Raw genomic sequence first — 17,894 nt, 5'->3', positions numbered from 1 at the left:
CCTTGTATTTGAGTAAAAACTTATACAAGGGTGAAAATCTACTAATGCAAAAAATTCATAAGCATTATTTTTCAATCCACGTAGAGCACTACGATAATACTATTGTATATGATAATGTATTATAATTTCAAGAAGAACAAATTTTATTTTAATTTATAAGTATTATGAATAATATTACTATCTTTATATTCAAAAGTATGCTATTCTGTATCTATACAATTATATTTAAAAATAATGGAGGGAGATAATGTTATTAGCACATAGGGTAGAGTTGAGTGATGGACAGTTTTTAGAACAGAGTTTAATCGAGCATTTGTTAAACGTTGCAGATAGAAGTTCGAAAAAAGGTAGTCTGTATAACTTAAGTAAAATAAGTTTTGTAATTGGGATATTGCACGATACAGGCAAACAAAGTTTATTCAATGATTACCTTCAAGGTAAATATAATGGAAGAGTGAACCATTCATCAGCAGGAGCAAAATGGATAAGTCAAATTAATTTAAATATTCCTGAAAAATTTGAAGGTTATTTTGAAACTTATAAACAAATTATTGCTTATGTTATCAGTGCGCATCATGGTGTTTATGATTTGTTTAGTGGATATGATTCTAATTTGTTAAATCGAATTAATTATGATGTGAGTGAGAAATATGATTTTGATGGAGAAGTAAAACCATTTATAGAAAATGAACTCAATAATATTGTGAGAGAAAAATATAATCAAGACATATATGATATGATAATGGATGGATTCTTTGAATATTTAGATTTTATCGAGAGTAACAGTGATGTAGATTCTAAAGTGTCTAATTATAGACTTAATTTGCTTACACGATTTTTGTTAGCGCTTCTAAAAGATTCTGATATCGTTGATACTATCACTTGGAGTAAAGTGGATAAAGATGCATATAATGGTTATGAGAATAATGAACTTAAAAATATTTGGGCAATTGCTCATGAAAATATTGAGTGGAAATACGAGCATGAGTTTAAATCAAATTCGCATATTGATAAAACTAGATCAGATTTATCACTGAATTTATTAAATCGTTCTGAAGATATTTTAACAGGTGTATATAAGTTGGAAATGCCAACTGGTGCTGGAAAAACAATTTCTGTCATGCGTTTAGCCACAAAAATAGCGAATAAATTGGAGAAAGCACATATTATCTATGCCACTTCATATTTGTCTGTATTAGAACAAAATGCTAATGAAATCCGAAATTTATTGAAACTAGATGAAATTGTACTAGAACATCACTCCGAAATTATTCATGAAGTGAAAGAAAATGAAGAAAATACAACTGAAGGTTTAAGATTAAATTACTTATTAGAAACTTGGGATTCTCCAGTGATACTTACAACGCTTGTTCAGTTTTTTAATACTTTAATGAAAAATAGATCAAGTAACCTCAGAAGGTATGCTAATATTGCTAACTCGATTATAATTATTGATGAAGCTCAATCTATCCCTCTTAAATCTACCTATCATTTCAATGAACATTTAAATTTTTTAGCACAACATTTAAATTGTGTTGTGATTCTTTGTACAGCAACACAACCAGCCTTGGATAGTAAATCTATGTTAGCCCCAATTAAATATAATGAGAGTAGCGATTTATTAAAGCTAACGGATAGAGAGACTGATGTTTTTAGACGTGCAATAAATATTGATTTATCACAACGTGGGACTAAAAGAATGGATACTGAAGAATTAATATTAAATGTTAAACGAGACCTTGGATTAAATAGAGACTCAATTTTAATCATAGTAAATACGAAAAAGGCTGCCAAGGAAGTTTATGAAAAGGTAATTAATAAAAAGTTGATAGAGGAGGAGAATATATATTATTTAACTACTAATTTATGTGCTGCTCATAGAAAGGATAAATTAGAGCAGATAAAAGATAAACTAAAAGCAGGTAAACAAATAATAGTTGTATCAACACAATTAATTGAGGCGGGAGTAAATTTAGATTTTGAAGTGGTTTATCGTTCATTAGCAGGAATAGATTCAATAATTCAAGCAGAAGGAAGGTGTAATAGAGAAGGGAAAAGGGCTAGTGGTTATCTTTATTTATTTGATTACACGGTCGAAAATCTGGATAAATTACCTGATATTTCTAGAGCTAAAAAAGCAACCCTGATTACATTAAAAACGACAAATTATGATTCAGAATTTAAAGTAACTTCATTAATCGATGAGTATTACAAAAATTACTATTCTGATATGGATAGTAAAGAGATAGATATAATGGCTTATCCTTATAAAGATCCTTATAAAGTTACTAGTTTATTTGATTTGTTAAGTGAAGATCAGTCAACTTTATCTGCTTATAACAAGACTAATAGAGAAAATAAATTCCAACCGAAGCTAACGCATGCTTATAAAACAGTAGGTGATAATTTTGAACTAATTGATTCGAATACAATAAGTGTAATTGTATATTATAATAATAAAGAACTTATCAATGATTTGATTAAGTGTATTAATGAATATAATCTCGTCGAAGCAAAAAAAATCTTAAAAAAATTACAATCGACTACTATAAATTTGTATAGTTTAGGAAAATTTCAAACTTGTGTAAGCGCTGTATTTAATGATAGAATATATTTATTGATGGAACAGTATTATGACAATAATTTGGGTCTAATAGAAGAAAGTTTAGAAGGGTTAATAATGTAGAGGAGGTGTATAAGTGGAAGAGTTTAAATCGGAAAACTATTATTATAGATTATATGGGGATTATGCCTTATTTACTGATCCCCAAGTACGTGGAGGAGGAGAAAAATTTACGTATCAAGTTCCCACTTTCCAATCGATAGTGGGCATTACAGAGCAAATATATTGGAAACCAACCTTGAAACATATTATAGATGAGGTAGTTGTTATTAACGAGATTATTACAGAACCTATGGGAATACGACCAGTTACTAAAGATGGAACTGCAAATGATTTAAGTTATTACACCTATTTACGCGATGTGGAGTATTTTATTAAAGGCCATTTCGTCTGGAGTGAACAAAGAGAAAATTTGAAGTCTGATAGAAATGAAAAGAAACATCAAGCTATTTTTAATCGCTCATTAGCTAGGGGAGGTAGAAGAGATTTATTTTTAGGTACACGAGAATGCGTAGCTTTTGTAGAACCAATTACACAGGAGGAGTATTTATCGGTCAATAGTTTTTATAAGAATCAAAAACTTTCTTTAGGTCTAATGTACCACTCTTTATCATATCCGAGTGATCATGGACGAAATGAATTAATAGCAAATTATGACAATTGTGTGATGAACAGTGGTGTAATTAAGTTTTCGACTCCGAAAGAAACATCAATTCACTATACTATAAATGATTACTCAATTAAAGATTTCTCTATGGGATTAAATTTAAAATCAGTTGATGAAGAGGGGGGAATTCTTTGAATTTATGGGAGTCATTGTTAACAACATATGAAAAAATTGAAAAAGCAGGAAAAGTCGGTCAAAAATTAGAGCACAGCACCACAAGATTATTGCCAATTTATCACAATGACAGAGTTGTAACTGATTCAGATAACGTAATTGAAATAGTTATGGATGAAAGCAGTAATTTCATTACAGTATCTAAATTAGATCAAAATTCGTATATAATTTTCCCAGTAACTCTTGACTCAGTAAGTCGTTCTGGAGTAAATGCTCCTCCGCATCCCCTACAAGATGATTTGCAGTACTTAACTACAGAGTTTGATGAAAAAAAATATGCAGCATATATCAAACAATTAAAGGAATGGGTAGAAGTTAGTAATGTAAAAGAATTAAAGATTATTTATAACTACATGCTTAAAAATTCGATTATTAGTGATATATCTTCTTACCTAGATAAAAAAATCATTGCAAAAAAGACTTTCGTAACGTTTTCAATAAAAAAACCTGATAGTTTTTGGACACCAACTAATTCATCTGAATTACATGAGGATTATATAGATTATGTTAAATCATCCTTATCTGAAGAAGAGCAAGGGATTTGTTCAATAACTGGAAAGAAAATGTATTTATCGGATAAACATCGTGGTTTACTAGGTACTGCAAAACTTATTTCGGTTAGTAATAACAAAGAAACTTATAGTGGGCGTATATCAGATAAAAGTAAAGTGAGTTTTTTAGGTTATGAAACTTCAGAAAAGATTTTTTTAATGTTGAGATATTTATTAAGTCAAAGAAGCTATAGCCGCTCTATTGGTGATGCGACTTACCTCGTAACATGGGACGCTACTCTAGAAGCTGAAAATATTGATTTGACTAAACAGGTAAATGAAGAAGATTTCGACTCTAGATTTGCTCAATATAGCATGCCAAAAGAAAATAAGAATGAAGCGCCGGAAGATATTTTAAATCCAATTTTGTCAACAGAAAGAATAAAACATTTAAGTGGATATAAGGCAGTTAATAAAGATAGTGATTATTTTGTATTGATTATAAACAAAATAAGTAACGGGAGAATCTCTATCAAGTACTTTAGGAATTTCTCGGGAAGTGAGTTGAGTGACCGTATTTTAAATTGGTATCAGACAACTAATTGGCCTGTCTGGACAAAAGAGGGTAGTAAGCATATAACTTTAGGGTTAAACAATTTAGTTCAAAGAATTATTGGGACAGAAACCAAAGATAAGAAAATTGTTTCTAGAAATGAAGCTCTAAATAGATGGTATATAGAGAAATTATTAATGTCAATCTTAGAAGGTAATAGGTTACCACTAGACTTAGTTACTGTTGTTCGCTCAAATATCACACACAGAGAGAGGTATTCAAATACATGGCAACAAATGGAGCTTGCATCGTTATCATTAATTAAAAAATACCATGCAGACTATCTAATAAAAATATCTGAAAAGGAAGTGTCGCCGGTGTTAGAAAATAATTCGGACAGAAGTTATTTGTTCGGACGGTTAATGGCTATTGCTGAAAATATTGAACAGTTATCAATGGGAGAATTTACTAGAACAACATTGGTTTCAAAATATTGGCATCAATTATGTGTCCGTCCACAGTCAGCGTTTAATCAAGTTAAATCTAGATTACTACCTTACGAAAGAAGATTACAGAAATCTAAACCTAAAGCCTTTTTAAATCGTGATCGCTTAATACAGGATATTTATTCGCAGTTAGATTTAAATGATGAGTATTTACTAAATCCAGATAAACCACTTTCCGAATTATTTTTAGTTGGTTATTATGCTCAAAAAAATGCTTTGTCAAGTAATTTAAAAACTACAAAAAATGAAAACGAAGAGGAGACTGTACAAGATGGCATTACAGAATAAAATTGATTTTATTGCAACTATAGAGGTAATAAATGCAAATCCGAATGGTGATCCATTGAATAATAATTCTCCTAGAATTAATTTTGATGGTTATGGAATTATAAGTGATGTTGCGTTAAAAAGAAAAATACGTAATAGACTACAAAATATGGGTAAAAATATTTTTGTACAATCAAAAGATCGTATAGAGGATGGACATGTATCTTTAAAGGCAAGATATTTAGATAAATTTGGTAAGGATGTAGTAGAGGATAGCAATGTTTATGCAGAAAGTTGCAAAGAATGGATAGATGTTCGTTCGTTTGGTCAGGTCATGACTTTTGGAAAAATTAAAGGTGATAAAGGAACCTCAATTGGGATTCGTGGTCCTGTTTCAATAGGGATTAGTCAATCTTTATCTCCTGTCACTAATATAGATATGCAGATAACAAGAAGTATTATGGGGGATACCGCTTCTGATACGATGGGGCTGAAGCATTATGTAGAACATGGAGTATATCTTTTAAAAGGAAGTATTAATCCTTTTTTTGCAGAGAAAACAGGATTTACTGAAGAGGATGCGAATTTAATTAAAGAAGCTTTACGTACATTATTTATTAATGACTCATCAGCAGCTAGACCTGAAGGTTCAATGTCAGTTAGAGATTTATATTGGATTAAGCATCCCGGAGAACTTGGTGTAAAATCCAGTGGACAAATATTTAATAGTATTGAATATAATAAAGAACTAGATTCATTTGGTCAATTTGAGTATGAAGAATATAATTTTAAATTAAATTCTGATTTTGTAAAAGAATTAGAAGATGCTAATGTTACCGTTGAATTAATTGAAGGACAATAATCATGGAAAAACGGATAGTACATAATTCTGAAGAATATATAATGTTATCCGGTATACAACATTTTACTTTCTGTAAAAGACAGTGGGCATTGATTCATGTTGAACAACAGTGGGCAGAAAATCAAAAAACAATTGAAGGTAATATTGTACACGAAAAAGCAGATCAACCTTTTTCTCGTGAAAAAAGAGGGGATCTGGTCATTGTTAGAGCAATGCCCATTCAATCGCACATTTTAGGAGTAAATGGTATATGTGATGTGGTTGAGTTCAAAAAAGATTCTGAGGGTGTTTTTATTCCTTCATTAAATAATCGATATAAGATTCATCCGATTGAATATAAAAGAGGGAAGCCTAAAAATAATAAAGCTGATATTTTACAGTTAGTAGCACAAGCTATTTGTTTAGAGGAGATGCTAGTTTGTACAATAGATAAAGGTTATTTATTTTATAACGAAACTAAACAGAGGCAACTTATTGAAATAACAAAGGATCTAAGGAATGAAGTAATAGAAATTTTTATAGTAATGCATAATATGTTTCAAAAAAAACATACTCCCAAAGTTAAAACAGGATCATGGTGCAATCAATGTTCATTGAACGATATTTGTTTACCTAAAATAATGAATGTTGAGACAGCTAGTCGATACATGGAAAGAATGTTGAATGAATGAGAAAATTATTAAATACTCTTTTTGTAACTCAACCAGATTCATATTTAGCGCTTGAAAATGACAATGTAATATTATTACAAGATGATTCTGTCGTTGGTAGGGTACCGTTGTTAAATATAGAAAGTATAGTGACTTTTGGATATCGTGGAGTAAGTCCAAGTCTGATGGGTAAATGTGTAGATAACAATATTTCTGTTACTTTTTTGACTTCGTCTGGTAGGTTTAAGGCAAGGGTAATCGGTTCGAGTAGAGGAAATGTTACATTAAGAAAAGAACAATATAGAATTTCAGATGATGAAAAAAAGTCTTGTGAAATCGCAAGGAATATGATTATTGCTAAAGTAAATAATAACAGATGGATAATTGAACGAATGACCCGTGAACATCCATTAAGGATTTCGCTAGAAAAATTTAAAAACTCTTCAAGGACATTGAAAGAAATATCTAATCAAATTAATGTTGTTGATGATTTAGAGTCACTGAGAGGATGGGAAGGACAAGCAGCATTAAATTATTTTGGTCTATTTGATGAAATGATTCTCCAGCAGGAAAAGGATTTTCACTTCAATAATCGGAATCGTAGACCTCCAAGAGATCCAGTGAATGCTATGCTTTCATTGGCGTATACGCTATTAATGCATGATATGACAGCTGCTCTAGAAACGGTTGGATTAGATGCATATGTTGGTTTTCTGCATCGAGATAGACCAGGACGTGCTTCACTAGCTTTAGATATGATTGAAGAACTCCGGGGAGTTTATGCTGATCGATTCGTATTATCATTAATAAATCTAAAAATAGTGAGCAAAAAACATTTTCATTTTAAAGAAAATGGGGCAGTCCTTCTAACCGATGATGGAAGAAAAATATTTTTAAATCAATGGCATAAAAAGAAAAATGAATTAATTACACATCCATATTTGAAAGAAAAAATTTCTTGGGGTCTTGTTCCATATTCTCAGGCGCTATTGTTATCACGGTTCATTAGAGGGGATTTAGATACTTATCCACCATTTTTATGGAAGTAGGTGAAATATTATGATGATATTGATAACCTATGATATTGGGACAACTAGTGAGGGAGGAGTAAAACGACTACAAAAAGTAGCGAAAAAATGTGAGAGTTATGGTCAAAGAGTACAAAATTCTGTGTTTGAATGTGTTCTAGACTATTCACAGTTTACTATACTAAAGCATGAATTGGTTCAGTTGATTGATATTGATAATGATAGTTTAAGATTTTACCATTTAGGTAAGAATTATAAGAATAAAGTTGAGCATATTGGCGTAAAAGAAGCTTTAGATGTTGAAGATTTTCTAATTTTTTAGTGCGAATCTATAGTGAACATTATTTTATAGCATCTTCCGCGTAATTATGAATGGATTAAATTATAAAATAGTTAATATTTAATGTGATTTAAATTAATATCTAATTGATTATGAAATAAATTGCTGCGAAACATATCATTTAGATCAAGTTATAACATAATTTCGCAGTCGCACTCCTCGTGAGTGCGTGGATTGAAATAAAAGTTGTTGAAGCAGAAAATGTTTATCATGCTGTCGCACTCCTCGTGAGTGCGTGGATTGAAATATTTACCCACCTCATCAGCTCATCCTGCGTTGTTCGTCGCACTCCTCGTGAGTGCGTGGATTGAAATACTCCTGGTACATCCTTGAAAGCTGTCAAAAAATCGTCGCACTCCTCGTGAGTGCGTGGATTGAAATTTTTTGGTAGTTGGTTAATCTTCTGATTAGTTACGTCGCACTCCTCGTGAGTGCGTGGATTGAAATTTTATCTTTAGCTAGCGCTGTTCTAACAGCTTCAGTCGCACTCCTCGTGAGTGCGTGGATTGAAATCCTTTAGATGTTGATTCAGATTATGACGATAAGGTCGCACTCCTCGTGAGTGCGTGGATTGAAATGCTTAAAGTCATATCAAAAATGACAAATGTTTCTGTCGCACTCCTCGTGAGTGCGTGGATTGAAATTTCATTTCCCAGTGCTACTAACTCTAAATCAAGAGTCGCACTCCTCGTGAGTGCGTGGATTGAAATTGTTAATGATTTAGGCAGATTAGGTGTGAATTTTGTCGCACTCCTCGTGAGTGCGTGGATTGAAATTAAAAATTTACTAGTGAGTTTTTGTTCTTCATTGTCGCACTCCTCGTGAGTGCGTGGATTGAAATTAAAGCCATAACTCTTTCTTTATAAGGAGCGCTACCGTCGCACTCCTCGTGAGTGCGTGGATTGAAATATAAACACGCCGTCCACAACCTTACCTTTACGGTGTCGCACTCCTCGTGAGTGCGTGGATTGAAATTGAATATAACCTGCGTATGCTGTACATCACTAAATGTCGCACTCCTCGTGAGTGCGTGGATTGAAATTGCGTAACATCGATTGATTCAAACGGCACATTGTTGTCGCACTCCTCGTGAGTGCGTGGATTGAAATTCTATTCGTTCCATACCATCACTCCTTCCAACTAGTCGCACTCCTCGTGAGTGCGTGGATTGAAATTTGTCGTAACCTAAAATATCCGCCATTTTAGCAAGGTCGCACTCCTCGTGAGTGCGTGGATTGAAATATTAACTTCTTTACGGCGATCCAATAGGCTATTATAGTCGCACTCCTCGTGAGTGCGTGGATTGAAATAGTCCATTCCCTCACATCAAATTCTTTCATAACGGTCGCACTCCTCGTGAGTGCGTGGATTGAAATAATGGGAACGATTGACGAACTAAAGAATCAGGGCGTCGCACTCCTCGTGAGTGCGTGGATTGAAATAGCTTCTAAAGGCACACCTTGCGGATTGCCACCTAAGTCGCACTCCTCGTGAGTGCGTGGATTGAAATATCAGGTGGGTGTAATAACTTGCTTATTGACTCTAGTCGCACTCCTCGTGAGTGCGTGGATTGAAATAATAGGGATATCATCATCAACGAAAAAGAAACCATGTCGCACTCCTCGTGAGTGCGTGGATTGAAATATACCGATAATATTAATTGTTTACGTGAGGTGTTGTCGCACTCCTCGTGAGTGCGTGGATTGAAATATACCAGCGAGATAATGATCATAACCTGATGCAGCGTCGCACTCCTCGTGAGTGCGTGGATTGAAATCGTTTTTGTTGTTTTTAGTTATACCAGCGTACAAGTCGCACTCCTCGTGAGTGCGTGGATTGAAATATTGAATTTGTTCTTGATCCCATTCCATAAACCTGGTCGCACTCCTCGTGAGTGCGTGGATTGAAATTTGGACGTCCAACAATTTGGGTATAAATGTACTAGTCGCACTCCTCGTGAGTGCGTGGATTGAAATAACCACTTTGTTAACCTTAGATTTCAAAGTTGTTGTCGCACTCCTCGTGAGTGCGTGGATTGAAATGCTAGCTGTGTTTGATTGGCAAATAACCCAATCTTCTCGTCGCACTCCTCGTGAGTGCGTGGATTGAAATAAACTGCGCCTGCATTGCCTGCGCATTAGCGGCGTCGCACTCCTCGTGAGTGCGTGGATTGAAATTGATGCGGGTTTGATTGCATCTGATACCCATATGGTCGCACTCCTCGTGAGTGCGTGGATTGAAATTTTCTTCGAGGGTTAAGTTGTCCCAGTCGCTAGCGTCGCACTCCTCGTGAGTGCGTGGATTGAAATAAAAAAGCGTGAATCATAGTCCATAAAACCCTGAAAGTCGCACTCCTCGTGAGTGCGTGGATTGAAATTCCACGTTTAGACGGCGACGCAATTTCTAACGTGTCGCACTCCTCGTGAGTGCGTGGATTGAAATATAGTGTGCGCGCCCTGAATTTGCACCGGATTGCCTGGTCGCACTCCTCGTGAGTGCGTGGATTGAAATCACCAGCACCCGGTGAACCACCGCCACCGGTATGTCGCACTCCTCGTGAGTGCGTGGATTGAAATGCCAAGCCATCCGAAAATGCTCGAGGCGATACCTGTCGCACTCCTCGTGAGTGCGTGGATTGAAATTTTTAAAAACGCCATCTTTTCATTATGCACAACAGTCGCACTCCTCGTGAGTGCGTGGATTGAAATTAGTGTGTATGTACAAAGGCGGGTTGAAATGGTGGTCGTCGCACTCCTCGTGAGTGCGTGGATTGAAATAAAAAAGCGTGAATCATAGTCCATAAAACCCTGAAAGTCGCACTCCTCGTGAGTGCGTGGATTGAAATGTTTTCAGTAAAGTTACGTTGTATAATGTCGCCTGTCGCACTCCTCGTGAGTGCGTGGATTGAAATCATTTGTGTATATACAGATACTCCGCTACCGCCACCGTCGCACTCCTCGTGAGTGCGTGGATTGAAATCCCTTGTGGAAAGTCCACCGTGGAAAGTCCACAGGTCGCACTCCTCGTGAGTGCGTGGATTGAAATATTGTCTTCTGTAACTAGTGATTCAAATACTACAGTCGCACTCCTCGTGAGTGCGTGGATTGAAATATCCCGTGCATCAATTTGTTTTTGAGTAGCATTTGTCGCACTCCTCGTGAGTGCGTGGATTGAAATTAACGTGGCTCTAATTGTATTATCCACGCTGTTAGTCGCACTCCTCGTGAGTGCGTGGATTGAAATTTACCATCTGTTTCTAAAATATGACTATTCATTTGTCGCACTCCTCGTGAGTGCGTGGATTGAAATCCATCGGTAGTTTGCAAGGTAGTATAGCGACGCTTGTCGCACTCCTCGTGAGTGCGTGGATTGAAATAAAAAAGCGTGAATCATAGTCCATAAAGCCTTGGGTCGCACTCCTCGTGAGTGCGTGGATTGAAATTTTAATCTTAGCTATATCGATAGTGGCGTCCGGCAGTCGCATTCCTCGTGAGTGCGTGGATTGAAATGCCGACACTTGTCCAGTCATCAACTTTTAAGGCGTGTCGCACTCCTCGTGAGTGCGTGGATTGAAATAACTTGGTCTTCATCCGCGTGCGCCTCGAAAGTCATGTCGCACTCCTCGTGAGTGCGTGGATTGAAATAGGCGGTTGACCCTAATGGACAGAATCCGGCAGGCGTCGCACTCCTCGTGAGTGCGTGGATTGAAATCCCGCCTGCATCCCACATAGAATTAGTGTATGGTCGTCGCACTCCTCGTGAGTGCGTGGATTGAAATATATTCCGCTTCTTTACTCATAACTTGGTCTTTTGTCGCACTCCTCGTGAGTGCGTGGATTGAAATAAAAGCGTTTCTAAGTCGCTTGTACTAGTGTAGGCTGGTCGCACTCCTCGTGAGTGCGTGGATTGAAATTTCGATAGAGATATCATAGTAAGCGGCCGCATCTGTCGCACTCCTCGTGAGTGCGTGGATTGAAATACTCCTTGACGTACAATTGGACTCTTTTACCTAATGTCGCACTCCTCGTGAGTGCGTGGATTGAAATTGTGACCAGCCTGTTTTCTTGTGTGGTCACGTTTAGTCGCACTCCTCGTGAGTGCGTGGATTGAAATTTGCTTGTCCAATTTTTATCGTAGTAAGTGGTGTGTCGCACTCCTCGTGAGTGCGTGGATTGAAATTTGCGTAAACACCGCGATAATATCTTCAACCTTCGTCGCACTCCTCGTGAGTGCGTGGATTGAAATAAATTGATAGGACTTAGGAATATACTCGCCTTCAGTCGCACTCCTCGTGAGTGCGTGGATTGAAATGTTTGTGATTGTTACTTGGTTACCACCAGAAGTAGTCGCACTCCTCGTGAGTGCGTGGATTGAAATCCCGCCTGCATCCCACATAGAATTAGTGTATGGTCGTCGCACTCCTCGTGAGTGCGTGGATTGAAATAAGACTGAAAAGAAAGGTTAAGGTGATCCGTATGGTCGCACTCCTCGTGAGTGCGTGGATTGAAATTTAAGTACGAGAAAGACAGTTCTAAGATTCCTATGGTCGCACTCCTCGTGAGTGCGTGGATTGAAATAGTCTACTACCGCAATCCACGGACTTTATATCCATGTCGCACTCCTCGTGAGTGCGTGGATTGAAATTTAATACCCACCAACCGCTCTGGAGCTATCTCCTTGTCGCACTCCTCGTGAGTGCGTGGATTGAAATAACTTGGTCTTCATCCGCGTGCGCCTCGAAAGTCGTCGCACTCCTCGTGAGTGCGTGGATTGAAATGATTTTATGCTACTGGCATGACCGTAGTGACAACGTCGCACTCCTCGTGAGTGCGTGGATTGAAATGATTCTAAGTTCGGTAAATTCAAGACTGATTATCCGTCGCACTCCTCGTGAGTGCGTGGATTGAAATTGTTACATCGTTTAAACTGACAACCACCCCATCGAGTCGCACTCCTCGTGAGTGCGTGGATTGAAATGTTGTAAAGAGCAGGGATTAGTAAGTCATTGAACAGTCGCACTCCTCGTGAGTGCGTGGATTGAAATGTCGCCAAATTACCGGCTATAACGGTATTGCTTTAGTCGCACTCCTCGTGAGTGCGTGGATTGAAATAGTGATTAATTTACGTGCCTTATGTAGCTTTTTCGTCGCACTCCTCGTGAGTGCGTGGATTGAAATCTCGATTTGATTGTTGACGTAATTGATACTTGCTGTCGCACTCCTCGTGAGTGCGTGGATTGAAATAATATTGAATATCACAAAAGACCCGAAACCATGCGTCGCACTCCTCGTGAGTGCGTGGATTGAAATGGTAGACAACGATCTATCGAAATACCATTTAGCCGTCGCACTCCTCGTGAGTGCGTGGATTGAAATAATCCGCGAAGCGTTTTTTATCGAAAATGTTGTAGTCGCACTCCTCGTGAGTGCGTGGATTGAAATCATTATTTATCAACCTCAATAATCGCCTCAATTGGTCGCACTCCTCGTGAGTGCGTGGATTGAAATCTCAATCACATAACCATACAATTTCATTTTGACAGTCGCACTCCTCGTGAGTGCGTGGATTGAAATACCATCTAGGTTTTCTAATACAAAACGTTCCTGCGTCGCACTCCTCGTGAGTGCGTGGATTGAAATTTCAATTTGCTCCTCGAGAAATTCTATCCACTCAAGTCGCACTCCTCGTGAGTGCGTGGATTGAAATACAATATGGATTATAAGCCACATAGTGGAAATGGGTCGCACTCCTCGTGAGTGCGTGGATTGAAATTTTTTGCGTGATAGGATAATTTTTTGATTGCGATGTCGCACTCCTCGTGAGTGCGTGGATTGAAATAACTTCTGTATCAGATAGAAGTTGAAATATTTTACGTCGCACTCCTCGTGAGTGCGTGGATTGAAATCGGAATCGTTTGACCAACAAACACAATATGTTATTGTCGCACTCCTCGTGAGTGCGTGGATTGAAATCATCAACACTTGTTCTTCGATTAGTTTTAACGCCGTCGCACTCCTCGTGAGTGCGTGGATTGAAATACAGAGGGGGTAGCGACTAAATGAGTTATTTTATGTCGCACTCCTCGTGAGTGCGTGGATTGAAATACCGCGGTTAGATAATCAACCAGTTGCTTTATACGTCGCACTCCTCGTGAGTGCGTGGATTGAAATATAGTCCCAATCATATGGGAAATTACCTTCATGGAGTCGCGCTCCTCGTGAGTGCGTGGATTGAAATGACAAAGTGTTTGGTAGTCAGCAAGATAAGTACAGTCGCACTCCTCGTGAGTGAGTGGATTGAAATTTGTGATGTAAAGCCAGCGTTTATTCTGGCCGCTTGTCGCACTCCTCGTGAGTGCGTGGATTGAAATTAACATGTCTAAAAATACAGGTGCTACCTCTGTTGTCGCACTCCTCGTGAGTGCGTGGATTGAAATAAGTGGTATGACGATAATGACCAAACGTTTATGGCTAGTCGCACTCCTCGTGAGTGCGTGGATTGAAATCTTACAATCCTTTAATTTCTCGTGTACTGATTTGTGTCGCACTCCTCGTGAGTGCGTGGATTGAAATTTCGTTTAGGATCTTCATGTATGCGCTTAAACCACGTCGCACTCCTCGTGAGTGCGTGGATTGAAATACCTTGTGTATGCTTTAAATAATGATGGATAGCCATAGTCGCACTCCTCGTGAGTGCGTGGATTGAAATAATTATGTTGATGTAGTTAGTCCGTTTAGTCATGGTCGCACTCCTCGTGAGTGCGTGGATTGAAATTAGTTGCGACCACAAGTCTATGATGTTCTTTGAGTCGCACTCCTCGTGAGTGCGTGGATTGAAATTACTAGGTTCGCTCGTCTTAGCGTGCGACTAAACAGTCGCACTCCTCGTGAGTGCGTGGATTGAAATTCTTCGTACAACAACGCTAACTTTTCTTGCTTATTGTCGCACTCCTCGTGAGTGCGTGGATTGAAATTCAGGTGTCATTTTTTTATGTTATAATCTCCTTAGGTCGCACTCCTCGTGAGTGCGTGGATTGAAATTCAGGTGTCATTTTTTTATGTTATAATCTCCTTAGGTCGCACTCCTCGTGAGTGCGTGGATTGAAATGATGGTCACCCCGTAATACTCTGCCATTTCCTCAAGTCGCACTCCTCGTGAGTGCGTGGATTGAAATTATCCGTTCGAAATCTTCCAGAGTTTTAACCTTGGGTCGCACTCCTCGTGAGTGCGTGGATTGAAATCAAGACATAATTAGGCGTTCCTGCAGACACTTTACGTCGCACTCCTCGTGAGTGCGTGGATTGAAATCATGATTCTCGGGAATTGGTTTAAAGTATCAAAACGGTCGCACTCCTCGTGAGTGCGTGGATTGAAATCTAAAAGCATCTGTTAGGAATTGACGGAACTCTGGTCGCACTCCTCGTGAGTGCGTGGATTGAAATATTGAAATCATGGTCGAAGACGGCGAAAAGCGTATCGTCGCACTCCTCGTGAGTGCGTGGATTGAAATAGTTGTCCTTGGTTTGATGAATGGCAAACGCGAGAGTCGCACTCCTCGTGAGTGCGTGGATTGAAATAGGAAGAAGTAGAGGTTGACGAAAACATGAGCGAGTCGCACTCCTCGTGAGTGCGTGGATTGAAATCCAAGGGAATGTAATCCTATAGGCGTCTATGGATAGTCGCACTCCTCGTGAGTGCGTGGATTGAAATTGTTTGTTCTTCATAAGTAGTTCGTCGACATTCAAGTCGCACTCCTCGTGAGTGCGTGGATTGAAATTTTCTACCGTTTTCTCCATGTCCATCTCTCCTTTAGTCGCACTCCTCGTGAGTGCGTGGATTGAAATGATGTTAGGGAATGGACGGAAAAAGCAATCGACCGTCGCACTCCTCGTGAGTGCGTGGATTGAAATTCAATAGCTGTTTAGCATACTCTGCCAATTCAAGTCGCACTCCTCGTGAGTGCGTGGATTGAAATTGTACGGCTATCAAAACTTATAGAACCGCCGTTGTCGCACTCCTCGTGAGTGCGTGGATTGAAATAGTTTCAGAATCACGCGCATGAACTGACGCTACAACGTCGCACTCCTCGTGAGTGCGTGGATTGAAATGGTCCAAACTTTTCTGTCCATAACATCATCTCTAGTCGCACTCCTCGTGAGTGCGTGGATTGAAATATTTAGTTGTCCAGAATTATCTTGAATAACGCGGGTCGCACTCCTCGTGAGTGCGTGGATTGAAATTAAATTATGGTAATTAGCATAAAGATTAGCTAATGTCGCACTCCTCGTGAGTGCGTGGATTGAAATTTTTTGTCATTTCATCTGTGCGATTAAATTACAATTAGCGATAAACCTCCTCGTGAGTGCGTGGATTGAAATTTTTTGTCATAGTGCCAGCGGACGAAAGCCAACGGGTGTCGCACTCCTCGTGAGTGCGTGGATTGAAATACTTGAATAAAGAACGTATAGCGCTTATCTTTAGGTCGCACTCCTCGTGAGTGCGTGGATTGAAATTCAGTTGCTTTCTTGGATTCTTTAGCCACGATGTGTCGCACTCCTCGTGAGTGCGTGGATTGAAATGTTCCAACAGGCTTGTAATTGACGGGTACATAACCAGGTCGCACTCCTCGTGAGTGCGTGGATTGAAATATTATTTTATCGATGATATTTATCACTTTAATCGCGTCGCACTCCTCGTGAGTGCGTGGATTGAAATGCCAAATTTCTAAATCTTTATTCCCACTTGTGCCTGGTCGCACTCCTCGTGAGTGCGTGGATTGAAATAACTTTTCAAATGGTTGAACAGGTTCTTTGTAAGCGTCGCACTCCTCGTGAGTGCGTGGATTGAAATACGATCGATGAAGTATTATATCCAGGTAAATATCGTCGCACTCCTCGTGAGTGCGTGGATTGAAATAGTAAGAAGTTTAATCGAACAGTTACAATTCAAGGTCGCACTCCTCGTGAGTGCGTGGATTGAAATTACTCTTGCATGTTGTTATTAAACACTGTTCATTGTCGCACTCCTCGTGAGTGCGTGGATTGAAATAAAAAGTCAACAATATTTTTATTAGAGTTTGATTAGTCGCACTCCTCGTGAGTGCGTGGATTGAAATTTGGTGTTATTAGTAATTTGATAATCAAATAATTTAAGTCGCACTCCTCGTGAGTGCGTGGATTGAAATTTGAAATTGATGGAGATGTAGTATTTTGTATTGAGTCGCACTCCTCGTGAGTGCGTGGATTGAAATGATTGAGGGCGGTAGCAATTTGACATCCGATGCAGTCGCACTCCTCGTGAGTGCGTGGATTGAAATATTGATTGTTTCTAGCAATGCTTGATTATCCATAGTCGCACTCCTCGTGAGTGCGTGGATTGAAATGCTAATGCGACAATTGTTATTTCTAACAAGGTAAAGTCGCACTCCTCGTGAGTGCGTGGATTGAAATTTGGCGCACCCCCAAGATAATTTCTTGGTCTACACGTCGCACTCCTCGTGAGTGCGTGGATTGAAATATTTCATAAATTTGGTCAATGTAATCTTGTGCAAAAGGTCGCACTCCTCGTGAGTGCGTGGATTGAAATATTTGCTCAATGGCGTGTGGATGTTAATGAAAGAGTCGCACTCCTCGTGAGTGCTTGGATTGAAATCAATCGGCTCCGTATAATGATTTTAGACATGACGTCGCACTCCTCGTGAGTGCGTGGATTGAAATAGCTTGGATGATGCGAA

General features: G+C 38.5%; 7 protein-coding genes and 1 CRISPR repeat array (1 of these 8 cut by a window edge). All 7 genes read left to right on the top strand.

The features are described from left to right. The first annotated feature begins 247 nt into the window (after positions 1 to 247). The 7 genes from cas3 to cas2 are packed head-to-tail and all read left to right on the top strand — an operon-like array spanning position 248 to position 8,143. Positions 248 to 2,686 (top strand): CRISPR-associated helicase Cas3', encoded by a 2,439-nt coding sequence (gene cas3 / locus NRE15_RS07510; RefSeq protein WP_313792273.1) that lies wholly within the window; start codon positions 248 to 250, stop codon positions 2,684 to 2,686. A gap of 13 nt (positions 2,687 to 2,699) precedes the next feature. Further along, a complete protein-coding gene (gene cas5c / locus NRE15_RS07505) occupies positions 2,700 to 3,425 on the top strand; it encodes a type I-C CRISPR-associated protein Cas5c (protein ID WP_313792272.1) in 726 nt (241 codons plus the stop codon). Next, positions 3,422 to 5,302, top strand: coding sequence for a type I-C CRISPR-associated protein Cas8c/Csd1 (cas8c, locus tag NRE15_RS07500; protein WP_313792271.1), 1,881 nt, complete (start codon positions 3,422 to 3,424; stop codon positions 5,300 to 5,302). The genes cas5c and cas8c overlap by 4 nt, the downstream gene beginning before the upstream one ends. Beyond that, positions 5,286 to 6,143: a type I-C CRISPR-associated protein Cas7/Csd2 gene (cas7c, locus tag NRE15_RS07495; RefSeq protein WP_313792270.1), complete on the top strand. Its 858-nt coding sequence runs from the start codon at positions 5,286 to 5,288 to the stop codon at positions 6,141 to 6,143. Before cas8c ends, cas7c begins: the two co-directional genes overlap by 17 nt. Positions 6,144 to 6,145: 2 nt before the next feature. Beyond that, on the top strand, positions 6,146 to 6,814 hold the full coding sequence (gene cas4, locus NRE15_RS07490; RefSeq protein ID WP_313792269.1) for a CRISPR-associated protein Cas4: 669 nt from the start codon (positions 6,146 to 6,148) through the stop codon (positions 6,812 to 6,814). Then, positions 6,811 to 7,842, top strand: a complete 1,032-nt coding sequence (gene cas1c / locus NRE15_RS07485; RefSeq protein ID WP_313792268.1) for a type I-C CRISPR-associated endonuclease Cas1c — start codon at positions 6,811 to 6,813, stop codon at positions 7,840 to 7,842. The genes cas4 and cas1c overlap by 4 nt, the downstream gene beginning before the upstream one ends. Positions 7,843 to 7,852: 10 nt before the next feature. Beyond that, positions 7,853 to 8,143, top strand: a complete 291-nt coding sequence (gene cas2 / locus NRE15_RS07480; protein ID WP_313792267.1) for a CRISPR-associated endonuclease Cas2 — start codon at positions 7,853 to 7,855, stop codon at positions 8,141 to 8,143. 167 nt (positions 8,144 to 8,310) lie between these two features. Continuing rightward, a CRISPR array of direct repeats spans positions 8,311 to 17,894; the repeat unit is 32 nt; unit sequence GTCGCACTCCTCGTGAGTGCGTGGATTGAAAT; it runs 1,579 nt beyond the window's last position.

This window comes from Fundicoccus culcitae, from assembly GCF_024661895.1.
Lineage (GTDB): Bacteria > Bacillota > Bacilli > Lactobacillales > Aerococcaceae > Fundicoccus_A > Fundicoccus_A culcitae.
The sequence above is the reverse complement of the archived record's forward strand: the minus strand, read 5'-3'. Positions and strand labels throughout refer to the sequence as shown.

Coding starts and splice junctions, on each gene's coding strand:
- cas2 (WP_313792267.1), top strand. CDS start 7,853: ATGATGATATTGATAACCTATGATATTGGGACAACTAGTGAGGGAGGA.
- cas7c (WP_313792270.1), top strand. CDS start 5,286: ATGGCATTACAGAATAAAATTGATTTTATTGCAACTATAGAGGTAATA.
- cas3 (WP_313792273.1), top strand. CDS start 248: ATGTTATTAGCACATAGGGTAGAGTTGAGTGATGGACAGTTTTTAGAA.
- cas1c (WP_313792268.1), top strand. CDS start 6,811: ATGAGAAAATTATTAAATACTCTTTTTGTAACTCAACCAGATTCATAT.
- cas4 (WP_313792269.1), top strand. CDS start 6,146: ATGGAAAAACGGATAGTACATAATTCTGAAGAATATATAATGTTATCC.